The sequence below is a fragment of the Agreia sp. Leaf244 genome (assembly GCF_001422695.1).
Taxonomy (GTDB): domain Bacteria; phylum Actinomycetota; class Actinomycetes; order Actinomycetales; family Microbacteriaceae; genus Agreia.
This window is the reverse complement of the sequence record NZ_LMLX01000008.1, coordinates 1-24,971: the sequence shown is the minus strand read 5'-3', so window position 1 is coordinate 24,971 and position 24,971 is coordinate 1. Positions and strand designations below refer to the sequence as shown.

Genomic DNA, 24,971 nt, shown 5'->3' with positions numbered 1-24,971 from the left:
CGAGGCTCTAGAGCCCGTTGGCCTTGGCGACTTCGCCGTACCAGCTTGCGCTGGGCTTAGGCGTGCGCTCGAAGGTCTGCTTGTCCCAGCCGATGAGGCCGAACGTGGGAGCGAAGCCCGAGGCCCACTCGTAGTTGTCGAGCGCGGACCAGTGCTGGTAGCCCAGCAGCGTGATGCCGTCTTCGATGCACGCGTGCAGTCCCTCGAGCGCTCCCCGGGTGTAGTCGATGCGACGCGGGTCGTCCTGGGTGGCGATGCCGTTCTCGGTCACCATGACCGGAGTGTGGTCGCTCAGCTCCCACGCCGCGCGAACGCCGATGCCGGCGGCCGGAGGGAAGTACTCCCACTGCGTGAGCGTCTTCTCCACGTCGGCGGCGGGCGGGCGGATGCCCTCCGGTCCCACGATGTTGCGGGTGTAGGCCTGCACACCGATGAAGTCGTCGCCGGCGGCGTTCTCGAGGTACCAGTCCTCGGCGGGGTAGGCGATCTCGCGCTTCTTCTCTTCGGAGCCGGGCTCGTCGGCCGCCTCGAACGCCTGGGTGGCGATCGTCCAGCCCGTCTTGAGGCCGGAGACCTGCGACAGCACCTCCCGGGAGCGCTTGTGCGACTCGAGCAGCGCGTCCGCCACGCCGAGGTCGGGCTTGGGCAGGCCGTAGGCGACGAGGTTCGAGGCGTCCTCTCCCCCGGCGAGCATGGCGGCGATGTTGGGCTCGTTGATGGTGCAGACGTAGTTCACGCCCTCGGCCACGACGGGCAGCGCGAGCTCGGTGTAGCGGGCGAAGAGGTCCGCGGCATCCGCTGCCCGCCAGAAGCCGTCGTTCTCGAACCAGCGGGGCACGGTGAAGTGCATCAGGGTCACGATCGGCTCGATGCCGAACTCGTGGCAGGTGTCGACCATTCGCCGGTAGTGGTCGACGGATGCGCGCGAGTAGAGGCCGCGCTCGGGCTCGATGCGCGACCACTCGATGCTGAACCGGTAGGAGTTCAGCCCGAGCTCGGCGAGCAGGCGGATGTCGTCGCGGTAGCGGTGGTAGCTGTCGGCCGCGTCTCCCGAGGGCTCCACGATCGTGGTGCCCGGCTCGTTCTCGTGAACCCACCAGTTGCTGTTGACGTTGTTTCCCTCGATCTGGTGGGCGGCGGTGGCCGCACCCCACAGAAAGCCGTCGGGGAAGGTGAGCATCAGGATTCTCCTTTGTGTTCTCCACTCGACCAGAAGCCGTCGAGCAGCTCGGTCGTGTAGTTCGGGTTGTCGATATTCGGCAGGTGTCCGGCGTTCGGGATGACCTCGTAGCGGGCTCCGAGCCGCAGGGCCATGGCGTGCTGGAATGCGATGGGCCAGGCGTCGTCGGCGTCGCCGTGCGCCACGAGCACGGGCAGCCCGGTCTCGCGCAGCTCGTCGCTCGAATCGGGCGTGTCCCTCAGGATCGCGGCCAGGGCGAGAAAGTTGTCGTCGCTCGACGTGGCGGCACGCTCGCGCACGAACACCTCGTCGGCGTTCGTGGCGCCGAGGGGATTGTTGTGCTCCCACCAGGCCAGCGTGCCGTGGCGGGCCACGAATGCGGCGTCGTCGACGTGATGATCGGGCCCTTGACCGCCAGGACCCGAGCAGAGCATCGTCAGGTCGGCGAAGACGTCGGGGCGCAGGATGGCCGCCGCACGGGCGACGAGTCCGCCGAGGCTGTGGCCCACCAGGTGCACCGGTCGACCACGGGCGATCCGTTCCGCGACGACGACCGTGTCTTCAGCCAGCTTCTGCAAGGAGTACTCGTCGACACCGCGGGGCGCGATCGAGTCCGCCTGTCCGCGCTGGCTGTACGAGAACGACTCCCATCCCCGTTCCGCGGCGAGCGCGACGAGAAAGCGGTGGTCCTCCTTCGAGCCCGTGAAGCCCGGCACGAAGAGGGCGACGCCGCGCTCCTCAACCCGGGCCAGCGCGCGGAAGGCCGTCAGGCCGTCGAGGGTGAAGATCTCGAGCGAGTCGGGCAGCGCCAGCCCGCCGAACGTCACGCCACGTCCTGTCGGCCGGGGTTCGGGATCGCGTCGAGCAGTCTGATCGTGTACTCGTCAGTGGGATTCCGCAGCACCTCGGCAGTGTTGCCGCGCTCCACGACACGACCACCGTTGAGCACCATGATGTTGTCGGTCACCACGCGCGCCGACAGCAGGTCGTGCGTGATGTAGAGCAGCGAGACGCCCCACTGCTCGCGCAGGTCTTCGAGCAGCGCGAGCACACCGGCGCGCAGCGACACATCGAGCATCGACACCGGCTCGTCGGCGATGATCACCTGCGGGTCGCTGGCGAGGGCGCGGGCGATCACCACGCGCTGGCGCTGGCCGCCCGACAGCTGGTGCGGAAGCTTCGCGGCGAACTCCTCGACCGGCGACAGACCGACGGTGTCGAGCAGCTCGAGAACCCGGCGACGCGCATCCAGGCCCTTCAGACCGGTGAAGTTCACCACCGGTCGCGTCAGCGTGTACTCCACGGTGTGCAGCGGGTTGAGCGCGGCATAGGGGTCCTGGAACACCATCTGCACGTCGCGGTGCAGGCGCCGGAACTGGCCGCGGCGAAGCGATCCCACGTCGAGGTCGCCGAAGCGTACGCTGCCCGACGACGGCTTCTCGACCGCGGTGATCAGCTTGGCGAGCGTCGACTTGCCGCTTCCGGATGCGCCGACGAGCGCGAGCGACTGGCCCGGCTCGAGCGTGAACGAGACGTCGTCGACGGCGGTCACCTGCGACTCGCCCCGACGCGGCGCCGGGTACACCTTCGAGACGTGGTCGACGACGATGGCCTTCTGGTCCTTGCGCCGGGTGCGCGACGACACGGTCGGTGGATGGGCGTTGGCGGGCGCGCGGTGGCGGTCCTCGAAGCCGGGCAGCTCCACGACCTCCGCGCGCGGGTCGGCGTAGTGCGACAGCAGCATCCTGGTGTAGTCGTCGCCGGGCTTCTCGAGGATCTGCCGCGACGGCGCATCCTCGACGATCTCGCCCTCGTGCATCACGAGCACGCGCTGCGCCGACTCGAGAACGATGCCGAGGTCGTGGCTGATCAGCAGGGCGGTGAAGTTCTCCTTCTTCTGCAGCTCGATGATGGTGTCCATCACGGCGTGCTGCACGAGAACGTCGAGCGCCGTGGTCGGCTCGTCGAAGACCATGAGCTTCGGTTCGAGCGACAGGGCGAGGGCGATCGACACGCGCTGGCGCATGCCGCCGGAGAGCTCGCCCGGGTACCGGTCGAGAACGGAGGCGGGCAGCTCGACCTTGCCCACGAGTTCGGCGGCGCGCGATCCCCAGTCAGCGCGGGCGATGTGGCCGTGCGCCCGGAAGATGTCGACGAAGTGGTTGCGGATGCTGCGCACAGGGTTCAGCGCGTTCATACCCGACTGCAGCACCATGGCGACGCCGCCGTGGCGCTGCTCGCGCAGCTCGCCGGGCGACAGGCTCGCGATGTTGACGCCGTCGAGCAGGATGCTGCCGCCCGCGATGCGTGCCGGCGGCTTCGACAGGCCCGTGACCGCGAATCCGAGGGTGGACTTTCCGGAGCCGGACTCGCCCACCAGCCCGACGAACTCGCCGTGCTCCAGAGTGAACGACACGTGGTTCACCGCGTGCGTGCTGCCGGTGCCCTCGCCGTAGTCGACAGAGAGGTCGGTGATCTCGAGCAGGGCGGTCATCGCTGCTTTCCTTCCCGGAGGCGCGGATTGGAGATTCCGTCGACGCCGAAGTTGATGAGGGTGAGGCTGGTCGCCAGCAGGGCGATGCAGAGGCCGGGTGCGAACAGGAGCGCCCACTGGCCCGTGAGGAGGGCGTTGGAGTTCTGCGCCCAGAAGAGCATCGTTCCCCAGCTCACCACCGTGGTGTCGCCGAGGCCCAGGTATTCGAGTCCGGCCTCGGCGAGGATCGCCGCAGTCGCCGCCCCGAAGAAGTTGCCCACGATGAGCGAGGTCATGTTCGGCAGGATCTCGCGGAACACGATACGGAAGGGGCGCTCGCCGCTGAACACGGCCGCGGTCACGAAGTCGCGCGATCGCAGCGACTGGGTCTGACTGCGCAGCACGCGCGCTCCCCAGGCCCATCCGGTGATCACCACGACCACGATGATCATGCCGATGCCGCCTCCCGAGAGATAGGCCGCGATCACGATCATGAGCGGCAGGCCCGGGATGACGAGGAACAGGTTGACGATGAAGTTGATCACGTCGGCGCCGAATCCGCGCACGTACCCCCAGCTGAGGCCGACGAGAACCGCGATCACGGTCGACAGCAGGCCTGCGACGAGGCCGACGAAGATGCTGATCTGCGATCCCCAGATGAGCTGCGACAGCACGTCCTCGCCGGCAGCCGTCGTGCCGAGCCAATGGGCGGCCGACGCATCCGCCGACCGATCGAACCCGTTCTGGCGGGCGCCGTACGGGGCGATCAGCGGGGCGAACACGGCGATCAGGATGAACAGACCGAGGATGACGATGCCGATCCGGGCCTTGCCGTTCGACCACACGGTCGATGCGACTCGCAGCACAACCTTGAGCGGGCTGGGTGCGGGCGCGATCGACGCTTCCTCGATGGCGCGCACAGCGCGGGTCGAGGGGGGAATGCTCTGGGTGCTCATCGGCGGGTCCTCGGGTCAAGCACGCCGTACAAGATGTCGACGAGGAAGTTGGCGATGAGCACGCTCACGGTGATCATCAGGAACAGGGCCTGCATCAACGGGTAGTCCTGGTTGGTGACCGCGTTGAAGAGCAGGTAGCCGATGCCGGGGTATCCGAACACCCGCTCGACCAGGATCGATCCGCCGACGACGCCGCCGAGCGCGAGCCCGAACGAGGTGAGGTTCGGAAGGATCGCGTTGCGGGCGGCGTAGCGCAGGGCGACGGTGCGGGGCTTCAGCCCATTGGCCTCGGCGAAGGTCACGTAGTCGTCGCCGATGGTCGAGATCATCGTGTTGCGCATGCCGAGGATCCAGCCGCCCAGCGAGGTGATGAGGATCGTCAGCGCCGGCAGCGCCGCGTGGTAGATTGCATCGCCAAGGAAGCCGATGGTGAACTCGGGCGTGGCCGTGGGTCCGTAGGCGCCCGAGGTCGGGAACAGCCTCCCCACGTATCCCGCGAAGAAGAGCAGCAGAAGCGCCGTCCAGAAATACGGAAACGCGCTGGCGAACGATCCGGCCAGGGTCGGCAGGGTGTCGAGCCAAGTGCCCCGCTTCCACGCGGCGAGAACGCCGAGCAGCGTGCCGAGCACGAAGGCGATGATGGTGACGACGCCGACGAGCACGAGCGTGTAGGGCAGCGCGGTGCTGACCAGTTCCGACACGCTCTGGGGGTAGAACGTGTACGAGACGCCGAAGTCGAGCGTCACCACCTGGTGCAGGTACGCCACGTACTGCTCCAGGATGTTGCCGGTCGGCACCCCGAGCTGGGCCTCGATCGCCGATTTGGTCGCCTCGCTCACGGGCCCGTTCTGCGCGAGCTTCGCCAGTGCGGCGTCGGCCGGCGATCCGGGCATGAGTCTCGGCAGGATGAAGTTGAGCGTGATGGCCGCCCACAGCGTGAGCAGCAGGAGCCCCGCCTTGCGGGCGATGTAGCCCAGGGCTCTTCCTGAGACCCTCCCTGGAACCGTGGGCGCGATCGTGACGCTAGTCATCGTTGACCTTCTTCAGATGGGTGAGTACGAGCAAGGGAGTGGATTCGTAGGTCTTGGGCGACGCGTACGGATCAGCCTCGCTGGGCCAGCCGGTGAACTTCGCGTCGCTCATCAGGCCCCACGACCCGCCGTAGTAGAGGCTGAGCACGGGCAGGTCGTTGTAGACGATGTTCTGCAACTGGAAGCCCAGCTGCTTCTGCGTCTCCGGATCGATCGCCAGCTTGTAGTCCTTCAGCACCGCATCGGCCTCGGGGTTGCTGTACCGCTCGTAGTTGAAGACGGCCTCCTCGCCGACCGGCTTGAGGTAGTCGCTCGAGAGCAGCTGGTTGAAGTCACGGAAGATGGAGCCCGTTCCGCCCGTTCCTCCCATGGCGAGGTCGTACTCGCCGTTGCGCAGGGCCAGCTGGTAGGCCGCGGGCTGCGGGCTCTCGACCTTCACATCGATGCCGATGGCGCCCCACTGCTTCTGCACCTCCTGAACGCCCTTGAGCCAGTCGTTGTAGCCGTTCGCCGTGGTGATGGTGAAGCTCAGCTGCGACCCTTGAGCATCCACCAGCTTGCCGCCCTGCTGCGTGTAGCCGGCCTGGGCGAAGTACTCGAGCGCCTTCTGCTGGTTCTGAGCGATCAGGCCCGAGTCGGGAATCGACGGATCGAGCAGGCTCTGCTGATACGGCAGCAGGATGTTGGTCTGGCCAGCCACATCCATGTAGCCCTCGGCCGCGGAGTCTCCCACGGCCTTTCGGTCGAGCGCGAGCGAGAGGCCCTGGCGAACGTTGAGGTCGTTGAACGGCGCCTTCGTGAGGTTCGGGAACAGGGCGACGGTTCCTCCCGGCGGGAACCAGTAGGTGTTCTTGTTGCCGGCTCCGACCCAGGCCCCGTCGACGTCGGAGATGAACGAGTAGGCCCAGTCGTAGCCCTTGGTGGCCACGTCGAGCTGCGTGTTGGTGGCCGGCAGGATGATGTGCTCTGCGGCCACCTTCTCGGCCTGCCAGTAGTTGGGATTCTTGTCGATCGTGTACTGCTGGGCGGCGAAGTTGCCGAGCGTGTACGGGCCCGTGCCGACGGGATCCGGGTTGCGGAACGTTGACGGATCGTCCACGTCCTTCCAGATGTGCTCGGGAACGATGAGGGTCGTCGCGATGAGCTGCGCCGCCGGAACGTCTGGCGCCTTGAGGTGCACGGTCACCGTCGTGTCGCTCGTCTCGACGGTGTCGATGTAGGTCCAGATGCCCTGCAGGTCGAAGGTCGGGTACTTCTTGAGCAGCTCGAAGCTGAACGCCACGTCTTCCGGTGTGAACGGCTTGCCGTCGCTCCAGGTGACGCCATCGCGGATGGTGAACACCACGGTCGACGGGTCGGGCAGCGCGTAGCCCGTCGCGAGCCAGGGGTGCTCCTCGCCGGTCACGTTGTCGAGAACCACGAGCGGCTCGTACATGTACCAGGCGGCGGTGCGCTTGTTCGTCATGTACGGGTTGACGTTGCGCTCGAACAGGGGCGAGCCGTTGTCGGCCGCGATCAGCATCGTGTCGTCGGGAATCGACGGATCGGGTGCGCTCTCGATCTGGATGCTGCAGGCCGCGAGCCCCGAAGTCAGCACGATGGCTGCGACGATGGCGCCCAATCGGCGTCGGGATGGGTGCTTCATGGGAACCGCTTCTCTCAGGTCGACGATGAACTGACGGGATACTGATCTATCCGCTGAGCCCAACTGTATGCGCTTACAGTTGGACTTCGCAACCCTGAGATCGCAACCCCACGGCCGCAACCCCGACCGCGCCCCTACGGGCAGCTGTCGCGCAGAACCACCTGCACCGGGAGCACGAGCGACTGCGCCTCCAGAGACGGATCGTCGAGCCGGGCGGTCAGAGCCTGGATGGCGGCCCGACCGAGTTCCACCATCGGCTGGTGCACGGTCGTCAGGCGCGGGGTCGAATGCCGACCCGCCGCGATGCCGTCGAATCCGGTGACCATCACGTCGTCGGGCACGCTGATCGATCGGCGACCCATCGCATCCAGAACCCCGAGCGCCGTCTGGTCGTTCGCGCAGACGATCGCCTCGGGCATCGCCTCGATGCCCAGCGCGATCTCGCGCCCGCGCACCCTGCTGAAGTCGCCTCGCACCAGCTCGACGGACACGCCCTCCGCGCCGTCGACCGCCGCACGGAACCCCTCGAGCCGCTCCCTGTCGTCGGGCGAATCCTCGGGGCCGGCGATGTACATCAGCCGCCGCGCGCCCGTGCCGAGCACGTGCTCGGTGATGGCCCGCATGCCGGGGGCGTTATTGACGCTGACGTGGTCGAACTCGTCGGTTCCCCTGGTGGCCGCGAGAACGACGACCGGGATGCGCCGGGCCACATGGGCGAGCAACTCGTCGGGCACGGTGCGCGCGAGCACGGCCAGGCCGTCGACGCGCCCCGCGATGTCGTTCACGATCGCCTCGCGCGACGCGCCGCGACCGGCGGCCACCATCAGCGCGAAGCCGCGCCGCCAGGCCTCGATCTCCGCCCCGCGCAGCACCTCGTCGAAGTAGTAGTTGTGGGTCTCGGGGTCGCCCGTCGCGTCGTCGCGCACGACGGTCACTCCACCGGATGCCGCCACGAGGCGCCCGTCGGATCCTGCGACATCGTCGTGGCCCGGAAAGAAGAGTCCGATCACGTTCGTGCGCCGGGCCGCGAGTCCGCGGGCGTTCGCGCTCGGAACGTAGCCGAGGTGACGCACGGCCTCGAGCACGCGCTCCCTCGTCTGCTCCTTCACGGAGTCGGGGTTGCGCAGCACGCGCGACACACTGGCGATCGAGACGCGGGCGCGCTCGGCCACGTCGTACACCGTCGGTGCCTTTGCCATGATCGCGTCGTCCTCCCTCGTGCCTCTAGTCTGCACGACGCCCCCGCACCGACCGCACGCCCAGCATCGTCGATACGTGTCGTCGATAATGGAGGGATGCCGACTTCTCCCCTTGTGACCCTGTCCGACGGACGCGCCATCCCCCAGCTCGGCCTGGGCGTCTACAAGGTGTCGGACAGCGAGGCGACGGATGCCGTCGGTCACGCGCTCGAGGCCGGGTACCGACACATCGACACGGCCGCGTTCTACGAGAACGAGCGCGGAGTGGGAGAGGGCATCCGCTCGAGCGGCATCGCACGGCACGAGGTCTACGTGGCGTCCAAAGTGTGGCAGAGCGACCACGGCTACGACGAGACCCGACGCGCCTTCGACGCCAGCCTCTCCAAGCTCGGCTTCGACTACCTCGATCTCTACCTCATCCACTGGCCGGCGCCGAAGCAGAACCGCTACGTCGAGACCTGGCGGGCGCTCGAGAGCCTCAAGGCCGACGGGGTCGTTCGATCGATCGGCGTCTCGAACTTCCACCCTCATCACCTCGAGCGTCTGGCGCAGGAGGGCGGCGAGACGCCCGTGATCAACCAGGTCGAGCTGCACCCGTGGCTGCAGCAGCAGACGACCCGCCAGTACGACGCCGCGCACGGCATCGCGACCGAAGCCTGGTCGCCGCTGGCCCGGGGCCGCATCCTCGACGATCCCACGCTCGCCGCGCTGGCCTCGAAGCACGACCGGTCGCCCGCCCAGATCGTTCTGCGCTGGCAGCTCGACCTCGGCAATATCGTCATCCCGAAGTCGATCACCCCCGCGCGCATTATCGAGAACATCGATGTCTTCGACTTCGCGCTCGACGATGACGACCGCGCCCGCATCGCCGCGCTCGACAGCGGTCAGCGCACGGGAAAAGACCCCGACGACCTCGACTGACCCACCGCTCGTTCCCTCAAGCGCCGTTCCCTGAGCCTGTCGAAGGGGCAGCGCCGAGACTCTACAGATCGTCGATGTGCAGGTGCGTGCAGGTATCGGCGAAGTCGGAGAAGTTCGACAGCTCGGGCTCGTTGCCGGCGGCGATGCGGCACTGCCGCTGCCCGAGGCCGGAGCCCGAGGGCATCACGGTGTCGAGCACCTGGATGAGCCGCAGGGAGTTCTCGTCCGCGCCCGAGAGACCCTCTCCGCCGAGACGATTGAAATCCACGGCGTGCCCTCCCCCATCGACGTAGTGCGCCGAATAGATGCCGGCGCCCTCGATCTGGCCGGTGCACTTGCGATTGATGTCGCTGACTCCCGCGCTGCCGAAGGTTCGCACGGCCACCACGATGGCCGCCAGGATCTGCGTGTCGATTCCGCAGTTGCCCACCGACTGGCCGGCGGCGATCCACTCGATCTCGGGCAGGTGATCGGGGTCGGAGCCCGTCAGGCGTCCGGCCTGGATGTCTCCGACCAGCTCCAGGGCGAGGGCCTGGGCGTCGTCGGAGATCGGGGCTCCCGGAGCCGAGCCCGCTGACGCTGCAGCGGCCGCCGCAGCAGCCGCCGCCGCCGCGGCCGCAGCGACTCCGGCCTGATAGTCCGCCTCGGTCGTGGCGACGTTCTGGGTGAGCGATGCGAGCTGGGCCTGCAGCTCCGACTCATGCGACGTCTGGGCGTTCACCGCTCCGACCGCCGCCTTCTGGGCGGCCTGAGCGTCGGCGAGCGCCGACGCGGCCGTGTCCGCGAGAGCGGCGAGCGCATCCCTCGCCACCTGCGCCTGGTCGTTCATGGCGGCGGCATCGTTGCTCTCGGTCTCGGCCGTCGCGTAGACGCCCGAGACGGTCTCGCTCAGCTTGCTCAACGAGCCGAGCCGCCCGAGAAGGTCATCGCTCTCGCTCGACGAGTCGGTGATCAGCATCGTCGTGACGTCTTCACCCCCGCCCAGCCGGGCGAATTGGGCCGCGAGCTGTGCGGCCTGCTTCTTCGACGCATCCGCCGACGCCTGAAGTGCCGCCGCACGGTCTGCCAGCGAGTCGGCCGTCGCCTGGCCGTCTTCGAGCGCCTTCTGGGCCTTCTCGTTGAGGGTCCACTTGGCATCGGCCTGCTGCTGGGCCTGGGTCGCCTCGTCTTTCAACTGGGCGATGAGCTGCGTGATCTCGTCGACCTCGGACTGCTTGGCCGATTCGCTGGCCTTCGCCGCCTGCACGTCGTCCCACGACGGATACTCGTCGGCCTGCGCGGCGCCTCCGGAAAGAACGCTCGCCCCGAGCAGGGCGGTGACGACCAGTGCCGTGACCGTGCGATTCGTGCGACGTACTCTGTTCACCGGTGTCCTCGTTCTCGTGGGGCCGCCTACGAAAGTAGCCCTGAGCACGGAGACCGGCGTGCAGCAACACGCCGCCGGGCGCTCACGCCCAGCAGCTTGTCACCAACGCCCGTGCACGGCCTCGCGGAAGTACCGGTCGTAGATGCCCGTCACGCCCTCTTCGAATGCCTCGCCGAGGTATCCCACCGAACCGGCAGCGGCATTCGCCCGGGCCTGCGCCACGTTGCGCGCTCCCGGAATGACGGTGCCTACACCGGGGCGCGATGCGACCCAGGCCAAGGCGGCCGCGGCGGGAGTCGTGCCGTCGGGAACGAGCGCGGAGAACTCCTGAGCCGCAGCGACGCCGGAAGCGAAGTCGACACCGGAGAAGGTCTCGCCGACATCGAAGGCGCTGCCGTCGCGGTTGTAGGTGCGGTGGTCGTCGGCGGCGAAGACCGTGTCGGCCGTGTAGCGGCCGCTGAGCAGACCGGATGCGAGGGGCACGCGGGCGATGATCCCCACGCCGGCCTCGAGCGCAGCCGGAAGAACGGCATCGAGCGGCTTCAGCCGGAACGCATTCAGGATGATCTGCACCGTGGCGGTGCCGGGCCGCGCGATGGCCGCCAGTGCCTCGTCGCACGTCTCGACGCTCACTCCGTAGTTGGCGATGACGCCGTCGTCGATGAGGGTATCGAGAGCGTCGTAGACGGCATCGGAGGAGAGGACCGAGGTGGGTGGGCAGTGAAGCTGCACGAGGTCGAGCGTCTGCACGTTGAGGTTTCGCCTCGACCGATCGGTCCACTCGCGGAACTTCTCGAGCGTGAAGTTCTCGGCATCCTGCGCCTCGCGGCGGCCCATCTTGGTCGCGACGGTCACCTCGCTGTCGGGATGCGCCTCGAGGTACTCCCCGATCAGCTGTTCGCTGCGCCCGTCTCCGTAGACGTCGGCGGTGTCGAAGAAGGTGACTCCCGACTCGACGGCGGCGTCGAGAACGGCGTGGGCCTCGGCTGCGCTGACGTCACCCCAGTCCGCTCCGAGCTGCCAGGTGCCGAGTCCGATGCTCGATACGGTTCGTCCAGTTCGTCCGAGGGTGCGATAGTCCATGCGCCGAGCCTAGGCGGTGCGGCTGCCCGCCCATAACGGGGCCATAACGAGAGCGTAACCATCGGGTCTCGCTCACTCCGCTCCCAGACAACCGTCCCTAGCGTGAGCGTCATGAAGAGATTCGCGCTCACCGCCGTCGCCTCGGCCGCCGCACTCCTGCTTCTCGCCGGGTGCTCGAGTTCCTCTGGAACGTCCTCCCCATCCGAGGGAGGACGGCCCGTGTCGCCGCAGCAGGACAAGTCGGCCTCGGGCACCGCCGAAGACGGCTCCGTGCAGGCGGATGCGCAGGTCATCACGACCGGCTGGGTCTCGATCAGCGTCAGCGATCCGGCCGCCGCGAGCGCCGATGCCGCCGAGGTGGTCGAGACGCACGGCGGACACATCGACAACCGATCCGAGCAGGCCGGTACCGGATCCCAGTCCGCGAGCGCGCAGCTCACGATCCGGGTGCCCGAAGACCAGGTCACCCAGACGCTCGACGAGCTGAAGAAACTCGGCACGGTCGAGTCGGTGTCGATCTCGTCGACTGACGTCACCTCGCAGACCACCGATCTGGATGCCCGAATCACGGCCATGCAGGGATCGGTCGACCGTCTGCTCGACCTGATGGCCGCCGCCACCGACATCGATGATCTGATCACGCTGGAGACCGCGATCTCGACTCGGCAGGCGGACCTCGATTCGCTGAAGGCGCAGCGCGACTTGCTGGCCGACCAGGTCGCCTACTCGACGATCGACCTGCAGCTCTATGAATCCGGCGCCGTGCCCGCGGGCGGGCCGAAAGACTTCTGGGGCGGCCTCGTCGTGGGCTGGAACTCGCTCCTCACCGCCCTCGGTGGCGGGCTCGTCGCGATCGGTGTCGCCCTTCCCTGGCTCCTCGTGCTCGCGGTGCTCGCCGCGGTCACGGTCATCATCGTCCGTGTGGCATCCCGACGAACCCCCACTCCCACTCCCCCTCCCTCGACCGATTGATCTGACACCCACGTTCGATAGCATGGCGGCGGCGCCCTCCGATCTGGAGGACACCGCCGTCTTGCGAAGGAGCTCACCGTGTCAGATTCACCCGCCACCACCGAAGAACCTCGCATCCACAAGGGCCTGGCCGGGGTTGTGGTCGACACGACCTCCATCTCCAAGGTCAATCCCGAGACCAACTCCCTGCTGTACCGCGGCTACCCCGTACAGGAACTGGCCGCCCTCTGCTCCTTCGAGCAGGTCGCCTACCTCCTGTGGCACGGCGAGCTCCCGACCGACGAGCAGCTCGCCGACTTCGAGCGTCTCGAACGGGCCCAGCGCGCCCTGCCCGTCGCCGTGCGACGCATCATCGACGAGCTGCCGCTGACGGCGCATCCGATGGACGTGCTGCGCACGGCCGTGAGCGTCATCGGCGCGAGCGACCCCCGGGCATCCGATGACTCGCCCGAGGCCGAGCTCGAGAAGGCGATCGGCCTCTACGCGCGCATCCCGGCGATCGTGGCCTACGACCAGAGGCGACGCCACGGCGACGATGTCGTCGAGCCGCGCGACGATCTGGGCTACTCGGCGAACTTCCTGCACATGACTTTCGGCGACGTTCCCGAGCTGGTCGTGGTCGATGCGTTCGACGTGTCGATGATCCTGTACGCCGAGCACTCGTTCAATGCGTCGACCTTCACGACCCGGGTCATCACCTCGACGCTCGCCGACCTCTATTCGGCGGTGGTCGGCGGCATCGGCGCGCTGAAGGGCCCGCTGCACGGTGGCGCCAACGAAGCAGTGATGCACACCTTCGACGAGGTCGGCCGGGCGGACAAGGCGGCCGCGTGGCTCGACACGGCCCTCGCCGAGAAGCGCAAGATCATGGGCTTCGGCCACCGCGTCTACAAGCACGGCGACTCGCGCGTGCCGACGATGAAGACGAGCCTCGACGCGCTCCTCGAGCACTACGACCGTCCCGACCTCGGCGCCCTCTACGACGCGCTCGAGACGACCATGACCGCACGCAAGAACATCCTGCCGAACCTCGACTACCCGTCGGGCCCGGCGTACCACCTCATGGGTTTCGACACCGAGACGTTCACTCCGCTGTTCGTTGCGAGCCGCGTCGTGGGGTGGACCGCGCACATCATGGAGCAGCGTGCCTCGAACTCACTGATCCGCCCGCTGAGCGCCTACTCGGGCCCCGACGAACGGCACGTCGAGGGCTGACGATCAGCACCTGCTGAGGTCCTAGAACGACAGTTCCGGGTGCTGGCGCAACCAGAGTTCGCGCCGCAGCTCGAGGTCGCGGGTCACCGCGTCGTCGATGATTGCCGCGTCGATCCGGCCCGACTCGACGGCGCCGACGACCGCGGCGATCATCGCGTCCACGTCTCCCGGGGTCACGTAGAGCAGCAGGTCGTTGCCGGCTGCCACGGCCCTGATCGCGTTCTCGTCGGGATTCGCGTACTCGGGAATCCCTGAGGCCTCGAGCATGCCCATGTCGTCGGTGACCGTCACGCCCGTGAAGCCCAGCTCGTCGCGCAGCACGGAGTGCCAGGTTGCGGAGAGGCTCGCGGGCTGCGCGTCTACAGGCGTGTAGGCCAGATGGCCGAACATCACGAGTTCGGCACCGGCGTCGATGCCGGCCTGGAACGACGGCGCATCCCGTGCGCGCCATCCGCCCAGGTCGACGTCGCTCTGCGGCACGCTGGAATGAGAGTCGCCCGTCGTCTCACCGTGACCGGGAAAGTGCTTGAGCGTGCTGAAGACGCGACCGTTCTCGCCGGCCACGGCGGCCGCCACCCGCGGCGACGCTGCCGAGGCATCGCCGCCGAGCACCCGGCTGAACATGAACGAGGAGGGGTCGGCCGTGACGTCGGCGACGACGCCGAAATTGACAGAGACGCCGGATGCGGCGAGCAGTTCCGACCTACCGGTGAACGCGTCCTGCGTCGATGACTCGGGCTCGGCAGACAGGGTGTCGGCGCCGGCGAAGCCGTCGTAGGGCAACCGTGTGACGTCACCGCCCTCCTCGTCGATGGCGATCAGCGGAGCCAGGCCCGCGCCGCCCGACGAGACGCCGGCCGTGAGGGCGGCCAGTTCCTCCGGTGTCGCCGGCACGTTGTCCCCCATGAGGATGAGACCTCCCAGTCCCCTCGACGACACCGTGGCCTGCCACGCCGGCCCGTCGACACCGGGCGCGCGCACGATGAACATCGAGGCGACTTTCTGCTGCAGGGTCATCGCGTCGAGTCGCACCGCGACGTACTGGGCCGTCAGCTCGTCGACGGATGGCGCGGGCTGGGCGGCCGCAGGCTCGGGCGTCGCCGACGACGACGACGACGATGATGGCGCCGGCGCCGGCCCGGTGTCCGCTCCTGCATACGGGCCGCCCGGGAACGACGTGCACGAGGTCAGGAGCAGAGCGAGACAGGCGACGGCGGGCAGCGTGGCGAGACTACGACGCACCATAGGCCCGGGAGAGCTCGACGTAGTGCCTGGCGTTGGCACGGATGCCCTCGCGCTCGTCTGCGCTCAACTCGCGCCGTACCTTGCCCGGCACTCCGGCCACCAGCGAGCCGTCGGGAATGACAGTGCCCTCGAGAACGACCGCTCCAGCGGCGATGAGGCAGTTCGCGCCGACCACTGCGCCGTTCAGGACCGTGGCGTTCATGCCGACGAGGCTGTCGTCTCCGACCGTGCAGCCGTGCAGCACCGCGCCGTGTCCCACGCTCACCCCGTCGCCGACGAGAGTCGGATAACCGGGATCCGCGTGAACCACGACGTTGTCCTGAAGGTTGCTGCGCTCCCCCACGGTGATGTCGGCGGAGTCGCCCCGCAGCACGGCGCCGAAGAAGACGCTGCTGTCGGCACCCAGCCGAACCCGACCGATGACGGTGCTCGTGGGGGCGAGCCAGGTCGTCTCGGCCGGCTGCGGCGCGTGGCCGTCGAACGATAGGAGACTCATTCGGCCACCGGCCCCAGCAGTGAGTTGGCGACAGTCGCGTGGGCGGACTCGTCGTCGGACGGATGGAACAGCCCGGCGAGCACGTCGCGGTAGAGGCGCCCCAGCTCGCTCGAGTTCGACATGGCCGAGCCGCCGGTCACTCGAATCGCCTGGTCCACCACGAGCCGCGCGGTCTCGGTCGAACGCACCTTGAGCCCGACCAGCTTCGCGAACCAGGAGGCACCGTGGTCGACGAGACCGTCGACGTCCTGCGCCATCCGGTCGATCTGCGGCGCGAGCGCGTCGAGCGCGATTCCCGCCTCGGCCACCCGATGCCTGATGTCGGGGTCGGATGCGTAGGGTCGGCCTCCCGACTTCAGGCTCGTGCGGCGGTGGGCCGCCTCGACGGCGAGCTCGAGCGCACGGTCGGCGATGCCGGCATACACGGCGGCGACGAGCACCTCGAAGTTCGCGAAGATGGCGAAGACCAGCGGGTCTGCGCTCGGCCCCGGCGCGATGCGGCGGAACACCCGGTCGGCCGGGGCCGTCACTCCCTCGAGGATCGTCGTGTGGCTCTGGGTCGCGCGCATGCCGAGCGTGTCCCAGTCCTCGTCGATGCGGTATCCGTCGGCGGCCCTGTCGATGAACGCGTGCACGAGCTTCGGCGCATCCGGGCTCGTGTCGTCGCGCCCGAACACGCCGAGCCTGGTCCAGACCGGCGACAGCGAGGTGAAGATCTTGCGCCCCGTGAACGAGTACGAGCCGTCGGGGTGGGCGTCGGCGCGGGTGCGCGAGTCGAGAAGAACCAGATCGTTGCCCGCCTCACTGTTGCCGAACGCGAAGATCTCGCCCTGAACCGCCTCGTCGAGCACGAAGGCCAGTGAGTCGTCTCCTCGGTCGTGGAGCGCCTTCGCCACCCCCGACCACACGAGGTGCATGTTGATGGCCAGGGCCGTGGCGGGCGCGGCCGCGGCGAGGCGACGCTGCTCGCGGGCCACCTCGGCCAGGCCCAGCCCGAGCCCCCCGCGCGCGGCCGGTGCGAACAGGCGCAGGTAGCCGAGGCGGGTCAGCTCGTCGAGGTCTTCGTGGGGAAAGGTGTTGTCACGGTCGTAGCCGGCTGCGCGCGAACGGATGCGTTCGATCACGTCGTCGGGGATCAGCGGGGAGGACACCCACCCACACTACGCCCGGCGCTTCTTCTCGGCCGCGGGCTCCTTCTTCGCAGCGGGCTTCTTCGCGGGAGGGGTCTTCGTGGTCGGGCTCTTCTTGGCCGCAGGTTTCTTCGCCGATGTCTTCTTCGTCGACGTCTTCTTCGCGGCGTTTCGCTCGACGCTGCGCCTCAACGCCTCCATGAGGTCGATCACCTCGCCACCGGTCTCCTTCTCGGGCTGCTCGCCGAACGTCGCCTCGGTGTCGAGAGTCTCGCCCTGCTCGAGCTTGGCCTCGATGAGCGTTCGCAGCTGCTCCTGGTAGTCGTCGGTGAAGTCCTCGGGCGAGAAGTCGCTGGCGAAGCTGTCGACGAGTGCGCTCGACATCTCGAGCTCCTTCGCGGTGATGCGCACCCGTTCGTCGAGCGCGGGGAACGTCGCCTCGCGCACCTCGTCCGACCAGAGCAGGGACTGCAGCATCAGAACGTCGCCGTGCACCCGCAGAGCTCCGAGTCGCGTCTTCTGGCGCAGGGCGAAGTGCACGATCGCGGTGCGGTCGGTCTGCTCGAGAGTGCGCCGCAGCAGCACGTACGACTTGGCCGACGAGGAATCGGGTTCGAGGAAGTAGCTGCGGTCGAGCATGATCGGGTCGATCTGGTCGCTCGGCACGAACTCGACGACATCGATCTCACGGCTCTTCTCCTCGGGCAGGCTCGCCAGGTCGTCGCCCGTGAGAACGACGGTGCGTTCGCCGTCGTCGTACGCCTTGTCGATGTGGGCGTAGTCCACGACCTTGCCGCAGATCTCGCAGCGTCGTTGGTACCGGATGCGCCCGCCGTCCTCGTCGTGCACCTGGTGCAGCGCGACGTCGTGGTCCTCCGTCGCGGCGTACACCTTGACCGGCACGTTCACGAGGCCGAACGTGACGGCGCCCTTCCAGATCGCTCTCATAGAGACGAGTGAACTCCTCTTGCGGCGCAAGCACTAGCCCTTGACCCCCGGGGCGTGAGGAGAATGTCAGCATGAGCGCGACGAAACAGGTGGTGTCGGTGGGCGGACAGCGCCTCACCCTGACCAACCTCGACAAGGTGCTGTACCCCGAGACGGGCACGACGAAGGGCGAGGTGCTCGACTACTACGCGTCGATCGCCCACGTGCTGATCCCGCACTCGCGAGCAAGGCCCGCCACACGCAAGAGGTGGGTCAACGGCGTCGGAACCGACGAGCATCCGGGCGAGATGTTCTTCCAGAAGAACCTCGACGACTCGACACCCGACTGGATTCCGCGCGGCACGATCGAGCACAAGAACCACTCGAATGACTACCCCCTGGTCAACAACCTCGCCACCCTCACCTGGTTCGGCCAGATCGCGGCCCTCGAGATCCACGTTCCGCAGTGGCGCTTCGCCCGAACCGGCGAGGCGAAGAACCCCGACCGCCTCGTGCTCGACCTCGACCCCGGAGAGGGTGCCGGCCTGCAGGAGTGCGCGGAGGTCGCGAGGGAGGCCCGCGCGATCCTGCGCGACATGGGGCTCGACCCTATGCCCGTCACGAGCGGGTCGAAGGGAATCCACCTCTACGCCGCCCTCGATGGCAGGCAGACCTCCGACGAGGTCTCCGCGGTCGCCCACGAACTCGCCCGCGCCCTCGAGGCCGCTCATCCCGACCTCATCGTCAGCGACATGAAGAAGGAACTGCGCCGCGGCAAGGTGCTCGTCGACTGGAGCCAGAACAACGGGTCGAAGACCACGATCACGCCGTACTCGCTGCGGGGCCGCTCGCATCCGATGGTCGCAGCTCCCCGCACCTGGCGCGAACTGGCCAGCCCGTCTCTCGCCCAGCTCGATTTCCAGGAGGTGCTGCGGCGAGTGAAGCGCCGAGGTGATCCGCTGGCCGACCTGGTGAAGGGGCACCTCGACGCGCTGGAGCCCACGACCGACCGGCTCGCGACCTACAGGCGCAAGCGCGACGCATCCAAGACGCCCGAGCCCGTGCCCAGTGAGGCCGCACAGCCGACGGAAGGGCAGTCGTTCGTCATCCAGGAGCATCACGCCCGGCGGCTGCACTACGACTTCCGACTCGAGCACGACGGTGTGCTCGTGAGCTGGGCCCTCCCGAAGGGTGTGCCGACCTCGAAGACAGAGAATCACCTCGCCGTGCAGACCGAGGATCACCCGCTCGCCTACGGCTCGTTCGAAGGCACGATCCCGGCCGGCGAGTACGGCGGCGGCGAGGTGAGCATCTGGGATGCCGGCACCTACGAACTCGAGAAATGGCGCGACGGAAAAGAGGTGATCGCCACCCTGACCGGCACGAAGCCGTCGGGGCTCGGCGAGCCGCGCAGGTTCGCGCTCATCCACACCGGGGGCGGCGGCCGGGCGGAGAACAACTGGCTGATCCACCTGATGGACCCGGTGCAGCAGCCGGGCCCGTCGCATCCGGTCGCGAAGCAGGCACCCCTGTCTCCCATGCTGGCGATGCTGGGAACAGCGGAGTCGGTGCGTGCCGACGACTCGCCCGCGGGCTGGGCCTTGGAAATGAAGTGGGACGGCATCCGCGCGATCGCCCGGGTCGAGGGCGGCGCCGTCCGGCTCACGAGTCGCAACGGCAACGACCTCACCCGCAGCTTCCCCGACATCGCCGAGGCCGTGGCGCACTCGATGGACGCCTCTGTCGACTGCGTGCTCGACGGCGAGATCGTCGCACTCGATTCCCGGGGCCGGCCCGATTTCGGACGCCTCCAGGGCCGTATGAAGCTCACAAAGAAGGCCGAGGTCGAGCGCGCGATCGACCAGACGCGGGCCCACTACTTCGTCTTCGACGCGCTCGAACGGGGCACGGAGTCGCTCGTCTCCCGCGGATACGACTTCAGACGCGAGGCGCTGGAGAAAATCGTGCAGACCGACACCTCGTCGCTCGTGCAGTGTCCGCCCGCCTACGAGGGCGACCTCGACGAGGCCCTCGCCGCGAGCGCAGAGCTCCATCTGGAGGGCGTCGTGGCGAAGAAGCGCGACTCCACCTACAGGCCGGGCAAGCGCTCGCCCGCGTGGGTCAAGCTCAAGCTCCACAAGACGCAGGAGGTCGTGGTCGTCGGCTGGAGGCCGGGGGCGGGCAGGCGAGCGAACACCATCGGCTCCCTGTTGCTGGCCGTTCCTCAGGACGGCGCGCTGCGCTACGCCGGACGCGTCGGAACGGGGTTCAGCGAGCGGGACCTCGCCGAGCTGCAGGCGAAGTTCTCCCGCATGGAGCGCAAGACCTCGCCCGCCGAGGACGTTCCTGCCGCCGATGCGCGCGACGCCCATTGGGTCACCCCGTCCGACGTCGGCGAGGTGGAGTTCGCGGAGTGGACGTCGACGAACCGCCTGCGCCAACCGGTCTGGCGAGGGTGGCGCGTCGACAAGAAACCCGACGACGTCGTGATCGAAGATCCTCGGCCCGCCTAGACCCCTAAAATCGATTCCATGACCACACCCCTCGACGCAGCCTCGCTCGTCTTGGAGGTGCTGTCATGGGTGGGCCTCATCATCGGCGTGCCGCTGCTGATCGGCGGCTACGTTCGCCGACTCGCGTTCAGCGGCTGGACCGAGACCATGGCCGTGATCGTCTCTCGCCAACCGATCCCGGATGCGCCGGGCGGCGACGACTCGGCCGCCCACGTCTTCCGGTGGCTGGGCGACGACGGCCACCTCTACGAGCTGCCCGCAGACACCGAGGAGACGGCCCATCTCGAGGAGGGCGACGACGTCACCGTCTTCGTCAACCCGAGACGCCCCGACCAGGCCCGCACCGACCCCGCGCACAGGGAAGGGCACCTGCTGCGCCTGCTCGGCTACATCTTCCTCGGCGTCGGAGTGCTCAGCGTCGTGCTGTCGATCGTGATCGCCGTCGTCGAGTAGCGGCGCGCTCCAGCTCGACCGCTCTACAGCTCGAAGCGCGCGGGCTCGATGTCGTCGAGGGCGTACCGGATGCGCGTGCGCATGTCGAGCGACATCTCCGGCAGGGCGTCGAGCGCGAACCAGCGGGCCTCGGTGTTCTCTCCGTCGGCCGGATAGGGGTCGCCGGAGACGTAGCGCATGCGGAACGTGAGATCGAGGTACTCGGACTGGTCGCCGTTCTCGTAGGTCAGCATCGGGAGGGTGTGCACCCAGGAGAGCCGCTCGGCGACGGCCACGACCCCTGCCTCCTCGAGCACCTCTCGGGCCGCCGCCGTTGCGGGCTGCTCCCCGGGATCGATGATGCCCGTGACAGGAGTCCAGGCGCCGTTGTCGGCACGCCGCACCATGAGCACGCTGCCCTCATGCGTGACCACGGCCGTGATGCCGGAGAGCCACAGAGGAGCGTTGCCGATCTTCTCGCGCAGGGCCAATACGAAATCTGGAGTCGCCATAAGACGAGACTATGGTGCCGAGCGCGCGCGGGTAGAATCGACCGGTTATGACAGACCTCCCCCCGCACCCCGAAGCGCCGCAGAGCGGCTTCACCGCCGACGAACTCGAGGTGACCCTTCGGGTGCTGGCGCAGTTGCACACACTCGAGCAGGAGCATCCGGATTTCGTGGCCGTGCGACGCGCGACAGCCAAGATGTTCAAGGCCGTCAAGAACCACGGCCGGCAGGAGAAGCGAGCCCGCATCGCCGCGGCCGACAGAGCCGTCGTGGCCGCCACCGCCACGGGAGCATCCGATCGCATCGACGACGAGACCCGGGGCATCCCGCTCGCCACGGCCACCGAGGCGCCGACGGCCGGCACGCTGCTCAAGTCGCGCGCCTGCTACATCTGCAAGCAGCACTACACCGTGGTCGACGCGTTCTACCACCAGCTCTGCCCCGACTGCGCGGCCATGAGCCACGCGAAGAGGGATGCCCGCACCGATCTCACCGGCAAGCGGGCGCTGCTCACGGGCGGTCGCGCGAAGATCGGCATGTACATCGCTCTGCGTCTGCTGCGCGACGGGGCGCACACCACGATCACGACCCGCTTCCCGCGCGACGCCGTTCGCCGCTTCTCCAGCCTTCCCGACGCCTCCGAATGGGTGCACCGGCTCAAGGTCGTCGGCATCGATCTGCGCGATCCGGCCCAGGTCATCGCCCTCGCCGATGCTGTCGCCGCCGACGGGCCCCTCGACATCCTCATCAACAACGCCGCCCAGACGGTCAAGCGCTCCCCCGGGTCGTACGCACCGCTGACCGACGCCGAACTGGAGCCGCTGCCCACCGACAGGCCCCTGCCCGAGCTGGTCACCTTCGGCCACACCAACGATCCGCACCCGCAGGCGCTGGCGGCCTCGGTGGCCGCGCACCCCATCCTCGGATCGACCGCGCTCGTCGCCGACAAGCTCACGGCGTCCGAGCTGACCAGCCTCGCGATGGCGCCGGGATCGAGCTCGCTCGACCGACTCGCGGCCGGAACCGCGATCGACGCCGGCGGCCTCGTCCCCGACCTGCACGACGTCAACAGCTGGACCCAGAATGTGGAGCACGTCGACCCGCTCGAGATGCTCGAGGTTCAGCTCGCGAATACCACCGCGCCGTTCATCCTGGTGAGCCGCCTGCGCCCCGTGCTCGCGGCGTCCCCCGCGCGACGCACCTACATCGTCAACGTCTCGGCCATGGAGGGCCAGTTCGGCCGTCGCTACAAGGGCCCGGGGCATCCGCACACGAACATGGCCAAGGCGGCGATGAACATGCTCACCCGCACCAGTGCCGGCGAGATGCTCGAGAACGACGGAATCCTGATGACCAGTGTCGACACCGGCTGGATCACCGACGAGCGGCCCCACCCCACCAAGGTGCGGCTGGCGGAGGAGGGCTTCCACGCCCCGCTCGACCTGGTGGATGGCGCGGCCCGGGTATACGACCCGATCGTGCAGGGCGAGGCAGGCGTTGACCTGCACGGCGTCTTCCTGAAGGACTACAAGCCCGCCGCCTGGTAACGGCGCCGGGCGGGCGGCGCTAGGCGCGGTCGAGCCACCGCAGAACGCTCATGGGCACGAAGACCGCGGCCGACGAGAGCAGCACGCCGCCCACGAACACTTCCCCGATGAATCCGCCCTCACCATCGAATGCGTACGCCATCACAACCATCCCGGCGACGAAGGCAGCCAGGCACAGGACGAAGACGATCACTCTCATGGAAACAACTACCGTTCGGTCGGGGCGGCACCGCGTGCGCCACGTGAAAAAGACTGTTCTCCCAGACTATCGCGAGCCCGAGTCCTCCGGCTCACGCAGCTCGCGCCTCAGGATCTTGCCCACGTTCGTCTTGGGCAGCTCGTCACGGAACACGATGTACTTCGGGCGCTTGTAGCCGGCCAGACGCTCCTTGAGGTACCCGCGGATGTCGGCCTCGGTCAGCGACGGATCCTGGCGCACCACGAACAGCTTCACGGTCTCGCCCGAGTGCTCGTCCTGCACGCCGATGACGCCAGCCTCCTTGACCCGGGGATCGCTGAGCACGGCCTCCTCGACCTCTGCCGGATACACGTTGAAGCCGCCCACGACGATCATGTCCTTCATGCGGTCCACGATCGTCACGTAGCCGTCGGCATCCATGATCGCCACGTCACCGGTGTGCAGCCATCCGTCGGGCCCGATCGCCTTCGCGGTCTCCTCCGGCTTGTTCCAGTAGCCCTTCATGACCTGGGGGCCGGAGATCACCAGCTCGCCGCGTTCGCCGAGCGCAACGGCACGATCGTCATCGTCTCGGATCTCCACGTAGGTCGAGGGCAGAGGAAGACCGATCGTGCCGAGGCGCGCTGTTCCGACCGTAGGGTTGACCGATACGACGGGAGACGCCTCGGTCAAGCCGTACCCCTCCACCATCTGCGTGCCCGTTCGCCGCTCCCACTCCTCGGCGACCTGAGTGCGCAGGGCCATGCCGCCGGCCACGCTCAGCTTCAGCGGAGCGAAGTCGAGCGTGTCGAAGTTCGGCCTGTCGAGCAGGGCGGCAGCGAGTGTGCTCACGAGGATCAGGACGCTCGGGCGGTACTTGGCGACGGTCTTGATGAGGGCATCCGTCTCACGGGGATTCGTGATGAGCACGTTGTGCGCCCCGAAGTGGAAGAAGCCCAGGCAGTTCACCGTCAGACAGAACACGTGGTACAGCGGAAGAGCGGCGATGACCGTCTCCGCGCCCTCCTGCAACGCTACGCGAATGGGCCCCATGATCTGGAACTGGTTCGCCAGCATGTTCTGGTGCGTCAGCATGGCGGCCTTCGTGCCGCCTGTCGTGCCGCCCGTGTATTGCAGAAAGGCCAGGTCTTCGGGGGCGAGGCTCGGAGCGTCGAGAACGAGCTGCGCTCCCCTGCTGAGGGCGTCGCGGAAGGAGATCGTTCCGGCCAGCGAGTGAGCGGGAACCATCTTCTTGACGTAGCGCACGGCGAAGTTGGTGAAGGCGCGCTGAGGCAGCGGCAGCAGGTCACCCACGGATGTCAGGATGACGTGCCGGATGTCGGTGCCCCCGATCTCCTGATCGAGTGTCACGGCGAAGTTCTCGAGCACGACAATGGCCACGGCACCCGAGTCGACGAGAATCGACTTGAGCTCGTGGGCGGTGTACAGCGGGTTGGCGTTGACCACGACGAGCCCCGCCTTCAGCGCCCCGAACATCGCGACAGGGAACTGCAGCAGGTTGGGCAGCTGGATGACGATGCGGTCACCCGGAACCAGGCCCAGTTCCTTCTGGTAGAACGCGGCCATGCGGTCGGACAGCTGGTCGACCTCGCGGAACGACAGTGCGTGCCCCATGTTGGAGAACGCCGGCTGATCGCCGAACTTCTCGCACGTGGCCGCGACGAGTTCCGGAATCGAGCGGAAGGTGATCTCCGGAATGTCGGAGTCCTGTCCGGACGGATAGCTCGCGAGCCATGGTCGGGGTGATTCGGGATGATTCTCTACTCTGAGCACCCTACGACTTTACCCGTCCCTGAAGACGGTCGTGCTCTGCGGGCATTCGTGGTTAAACGAGAAATGGCCACCCCGTGTGGGGTGGCCATTCGTGTAATAGGAGTCCGGCGGTGTCCTACTCTCCCACAAGGTCCCCCTTGCAGTACCATCGGCGCAGAG

Annotated in this window: 22 protein-coding genes; 6 read left to right on the top strand and 16 right to left on the bottom strand. The window is 67.9% G+C overall.

Features of this window, described 5'->3' with window-relative positions:
• Nucleotides 1-7: 7 nt before the first annotated feature.
• From ASF06_RS18315 to ASF06_RS18285, 7 genes are all read right to left on the bottom strand, one after another.
• Nucleotides 8-1,180 (bottom strand): glycoside hydrolase family 1 protein, encoded by a 1,173-nt coding sequence (locus tag ASF06_RS18315; protein ID WP_055950497.1) that lies wholly within the window; start codon nt 1,178-1,180, stop codon nt 8-10.
• On the bottom strand, nt 1,180-2,007 hold the full coding sequence (locus ASF06_RS18310) for an alpha/beta fold hydrolase (RefSeq protein ID WP_055950495.1): 828 nt from the start codon (nt 2,005-2,007) through the stop codon (nt 1,180-1,182). Before ASF06_RS18310 ends, ASF06_RS18315 begins: the two co-directional genes overlap by 1 nt.
• Entirely contained in the window at nt 2,004-3,674 is a 1,671-nt protein-coding gene (locus ASF06_RS18305; protein ID WP_055950493.1) for an ABC transporter ATP-binding protein, read from the bottom strand. Before ASF06_RS18305 ends, ASF06_RS18310 begins: the two co-directional genes overlap by 4 nt.
• Complete coding sequence (locus tag ASF06_RS18300) at nt 3,671-4,609, bottom strand: ABC transporter permease (RefSeq protein ID WP_082501083.1); 939 nt, start codon at nt 4,607-4,609, stop codon at nt 3,671-3,673. Before ASF06_RS18300 ends, ASF06_RS18305 begins: the two co-directional genes overlap by 4 nt.
• A complete protein-coding gene (locus ASF06_RS18295) occupies nt 4,606-5,640 on the bottom strand; it encodes an ABC transporter permease (protein WP_442853938.1) in 1,035 nt (344 codons plus the stop codon). Before ASF06_RS18295 ends, ASF06_RS18300 begins: the two co-directional genes overlap by 4 nt.
• Nucleotides 5,633-7,285, bottom strand: a complete 1,653-nt coding sequence (locus tag ASF06_RS18290; protein WP_055950490.1) for an ABC transporter substrate-binding protein — start codon at nt 7,283-7,285, stop codon at nt 5,633-5,635. The genes ASF06_RS18295 and ASF06_RS18290 overlap by 8 nt, the downstream gene beginning before the upstream one ends.
• A gap of 134 nt (nt 7,286-7,419) precedes the next feature.
• Nucleotides 7,420-8,484 (bottom strand): LacI family DNA-binding transcriptional regulator, encoded by a 1,065-nt coding sequence (locus ASF06_RS18285; RefSeq protein ID WP_055950488.1) that lies wholly within the window; start codon nt 8,482-8,484, stop codon nt 7,420-7,422.
• A gap of 96 nt (nt 8,485-8,580) precedes the next feature.
• On the opposite strand from ASF06_RS18285, the gene ASF06_RS18280 reads away from it, so the two are divergent.
• Complete coding sequence (locus ASF06_RS18280) at nt 8,581-9,405, top strand: aldo/keto reductase (RefSeq protein ID WP_055950485.1); 825 nt, start codon at nt 8,581-8,583, stop codon at nt 9,403-9,405.
• A 61-nt stretch (nt 9,406-9,466) separates the two neighbouring features.
• On the opposite strand, the gene ASF06_RS18275 is transcribed toward ASF06_RS18280, so the two are convergent.
• On the bottom strand, nt 9,467-10,771 hold the full coding sequence (locus tag ASF06_RS18275; protein WP_055950482.1) for a hypothetical protein: 1,305 nt from the start codon (nt 10,769-10,771) through the stop codon (nt 9,467-9,469).
• Nucleotides 10,772-10,870: 99 nt separating this feature from the next.
• Entirely contained in the window at nt 10,871-11,854 is a 984-nt protein-coding gene (locus tag ASF06_RS18270) for an aldo/keto reductase (protein WP_055950479.1), read from the bottom strand.
• 111 nt (nt 11,855-11,965) lie between these two features.
• Here ASF06_RS18270 and ASF06_RS18265 point away from each other — a divergent pair, with 111 nt between their 5' ends.
• Nucleotides 11,966-12,826 (top strand): DUF4349 domain-containing protein, encoded by an 861-nt coding sequence (locus tag ASF06_RS18265; protein WP_055950473.1) that lies wholly within the window; start codon nt 11,966-11,968, stop codon nt 12,824-12,826.
• A 78-nt stretch (nt 12,827-12,904) separates the two neighbouring features.
• Nucleotides 12,905-14,041, top strand: coding sequence for a bifunctional 2-methylcitrate synthase/citrate synthase (locus tag ASF06_RS18260; RefSeq protein ID WP_055950470.1), 1,137 nt, complete (start codon nt 12,905-12,907; stop codon nt 14,039-14,041).
• 21 nt (nt 14,042-14,062) lie between these two features.
• On the opposite strand, the gene ASF06_RS18255 is transcribed toward ASF06_RS18260, so the two are convergent.
• Genes ASF06_RS18255 through ku form a run of 4 tightly spaced genes read right to left on the bottom strand, consistent with a single transcriptional unit; the run spans nt 14,063 to nt 17,860 of the window.
• Nucleotides 14,063-15,286, bottom strand: a complete 1,224-nt coding sequence (locus ASF06_RS18255) for a glycoside hydrolase family 3 N-terminal domain-containing protein (RefSeq protein WP_055950467.1) — start codon at nt 15,284-15,286, stop codon at nt 14,063-14,065.
• Nucleotides 15,273-15,782, bottom strand: coding sequence for a gamma carbonic anhydrase family protein (locus ASF06_RS18250; protein ID WP_055950464.1), 510 nt, complete (start codon nt 15,780-15,782; stop codon nt 15,273-15,275). The genes ASF06_RS18255 and ASF06_RS18250 overlap by 14 nt, the downstream gene beginning before the upstream one ends.
• On the bottom strand, nt 15,779-16,933 hold the full coding sequence (locus tag ASF06_RS18245) for an acyl-CoA dehydrogenase family protein (RefSeq protein ID WP_055950461.1): 1,155 nt from the start codon (nt 16,931-16,933) through the stop codon (nt 15,779-15,781). The genes ASF06_RS18250 and ASF06_RS18245 overlap by 4 nt, the downstream gene beginning before the upstream one ends.
• A gap of 9 nt (nt 16,934-16,942) precedes the next feature.
• Nucleotides 16,943-17,860 carry a non-homologous end joining protein Ku gene (gene ku / locus ASF06_RS18240; protein WP_055950458.1) on the bottom strand — a complete coding sequence of 306 codons (918 nt, stop codon included), beginning with the start codon at nt 17,858-17,860 and terminating at the stop codon, nt 16,943-16,945.
• 71 nt (nt 17,861-17,931) lie between these two features.
• Here ku and ASF06_RS18235 point away from each other — a divergent pair, with 71 nt between their 5' ends.
• Both ASF06_RS18235 and ASF06_RS18230 read left to right on the top strand, forming a co-directional pair.
• Nucleotides 17,932-20,352 (top strand): ATP-dependent DNA ligase, encoded by a 2,421-nt coding sequence (locus ASF06_RS18235; protein ID WP_055950455.1) that lies wholly within the window; start codon nt 17,932-17,934, stop codon nt 20,350-20,352.
• A gap of 18 nt (nt 20,353-20,370) precedes the next feature.
• Nucleotides 20,371-20,805 carry a DUF3592 domain-containing protein gene (locus ASF06_RS18230; protein WP_055950452.1) on the top strand — a complete coding sequence of 145 codons (435 nt, stop codon included), beginning with the start codon at nt 20,371-20,373 and terminating at the stop codon, nt 20,803-20,805.
• 23 nt (nt 20,806-20,828) lie between these two features.
• On the opposite strand, the gene ASF06_RS18225 is transcribed toward ASF06_RS18230, so the two are convergent.
• A complete protein-coding gene (locus ASF06_RS18225) occupies nt 20,829-21,296 on the bottom strand; it encodes an NUDIX hydrolase (protein WP_055950449.1) in 468 nt (155 codons plus the stop codon).
• A gap of 47 nt (nt 21,297-21,343) precedes the next feature.
• Here ASF06_RS18225 and ASF06_RS18220 point away from each other — a divergent pair, with 47 nt between their 5' ends.
• Nucleotides 21,344-22,840: an SDR family NAD(P)-dependent oxidoreductase gene (locus ASF06_RS18220; RefSeq protein WP_055930613.1), complete on the top strand. Its 1,497-nt coding sequence runs from the start codon at nt 21,344-21,346 to the stop codon at nt 22,838-22,840.
• 19 nt (nt 22,841-22,859) lie between these two features.
• On the opposite strand, the gene ASF06_RS18215 is transcribed toward ASF06_RS18220, so the two are convergent.
• Complete coding sequence (locus tag ASF06_RS18215; protein ID WP_055950443.1) at nt 22,860-23,039, bottom strand: hypothetical protein; 180 nt, start codon at nt 23,037-23,039, stop codon at nt 22,860-22,862.
• Between the two features lie 66 nt (nt 23,040-23,105).
• Nucleotides 23,106-24,812, bottom strand: coding sequence for an AMP-binding protein (locus ASF06_RS18210; RefSeq protein WP_055950440.1), 1,707 nt, complete (start codon nt 24,810-24,812; stop codon nt 23,106-23,108).
• Nucleotides 24,813-24,971: the final 159 nt, after the last annotated feature.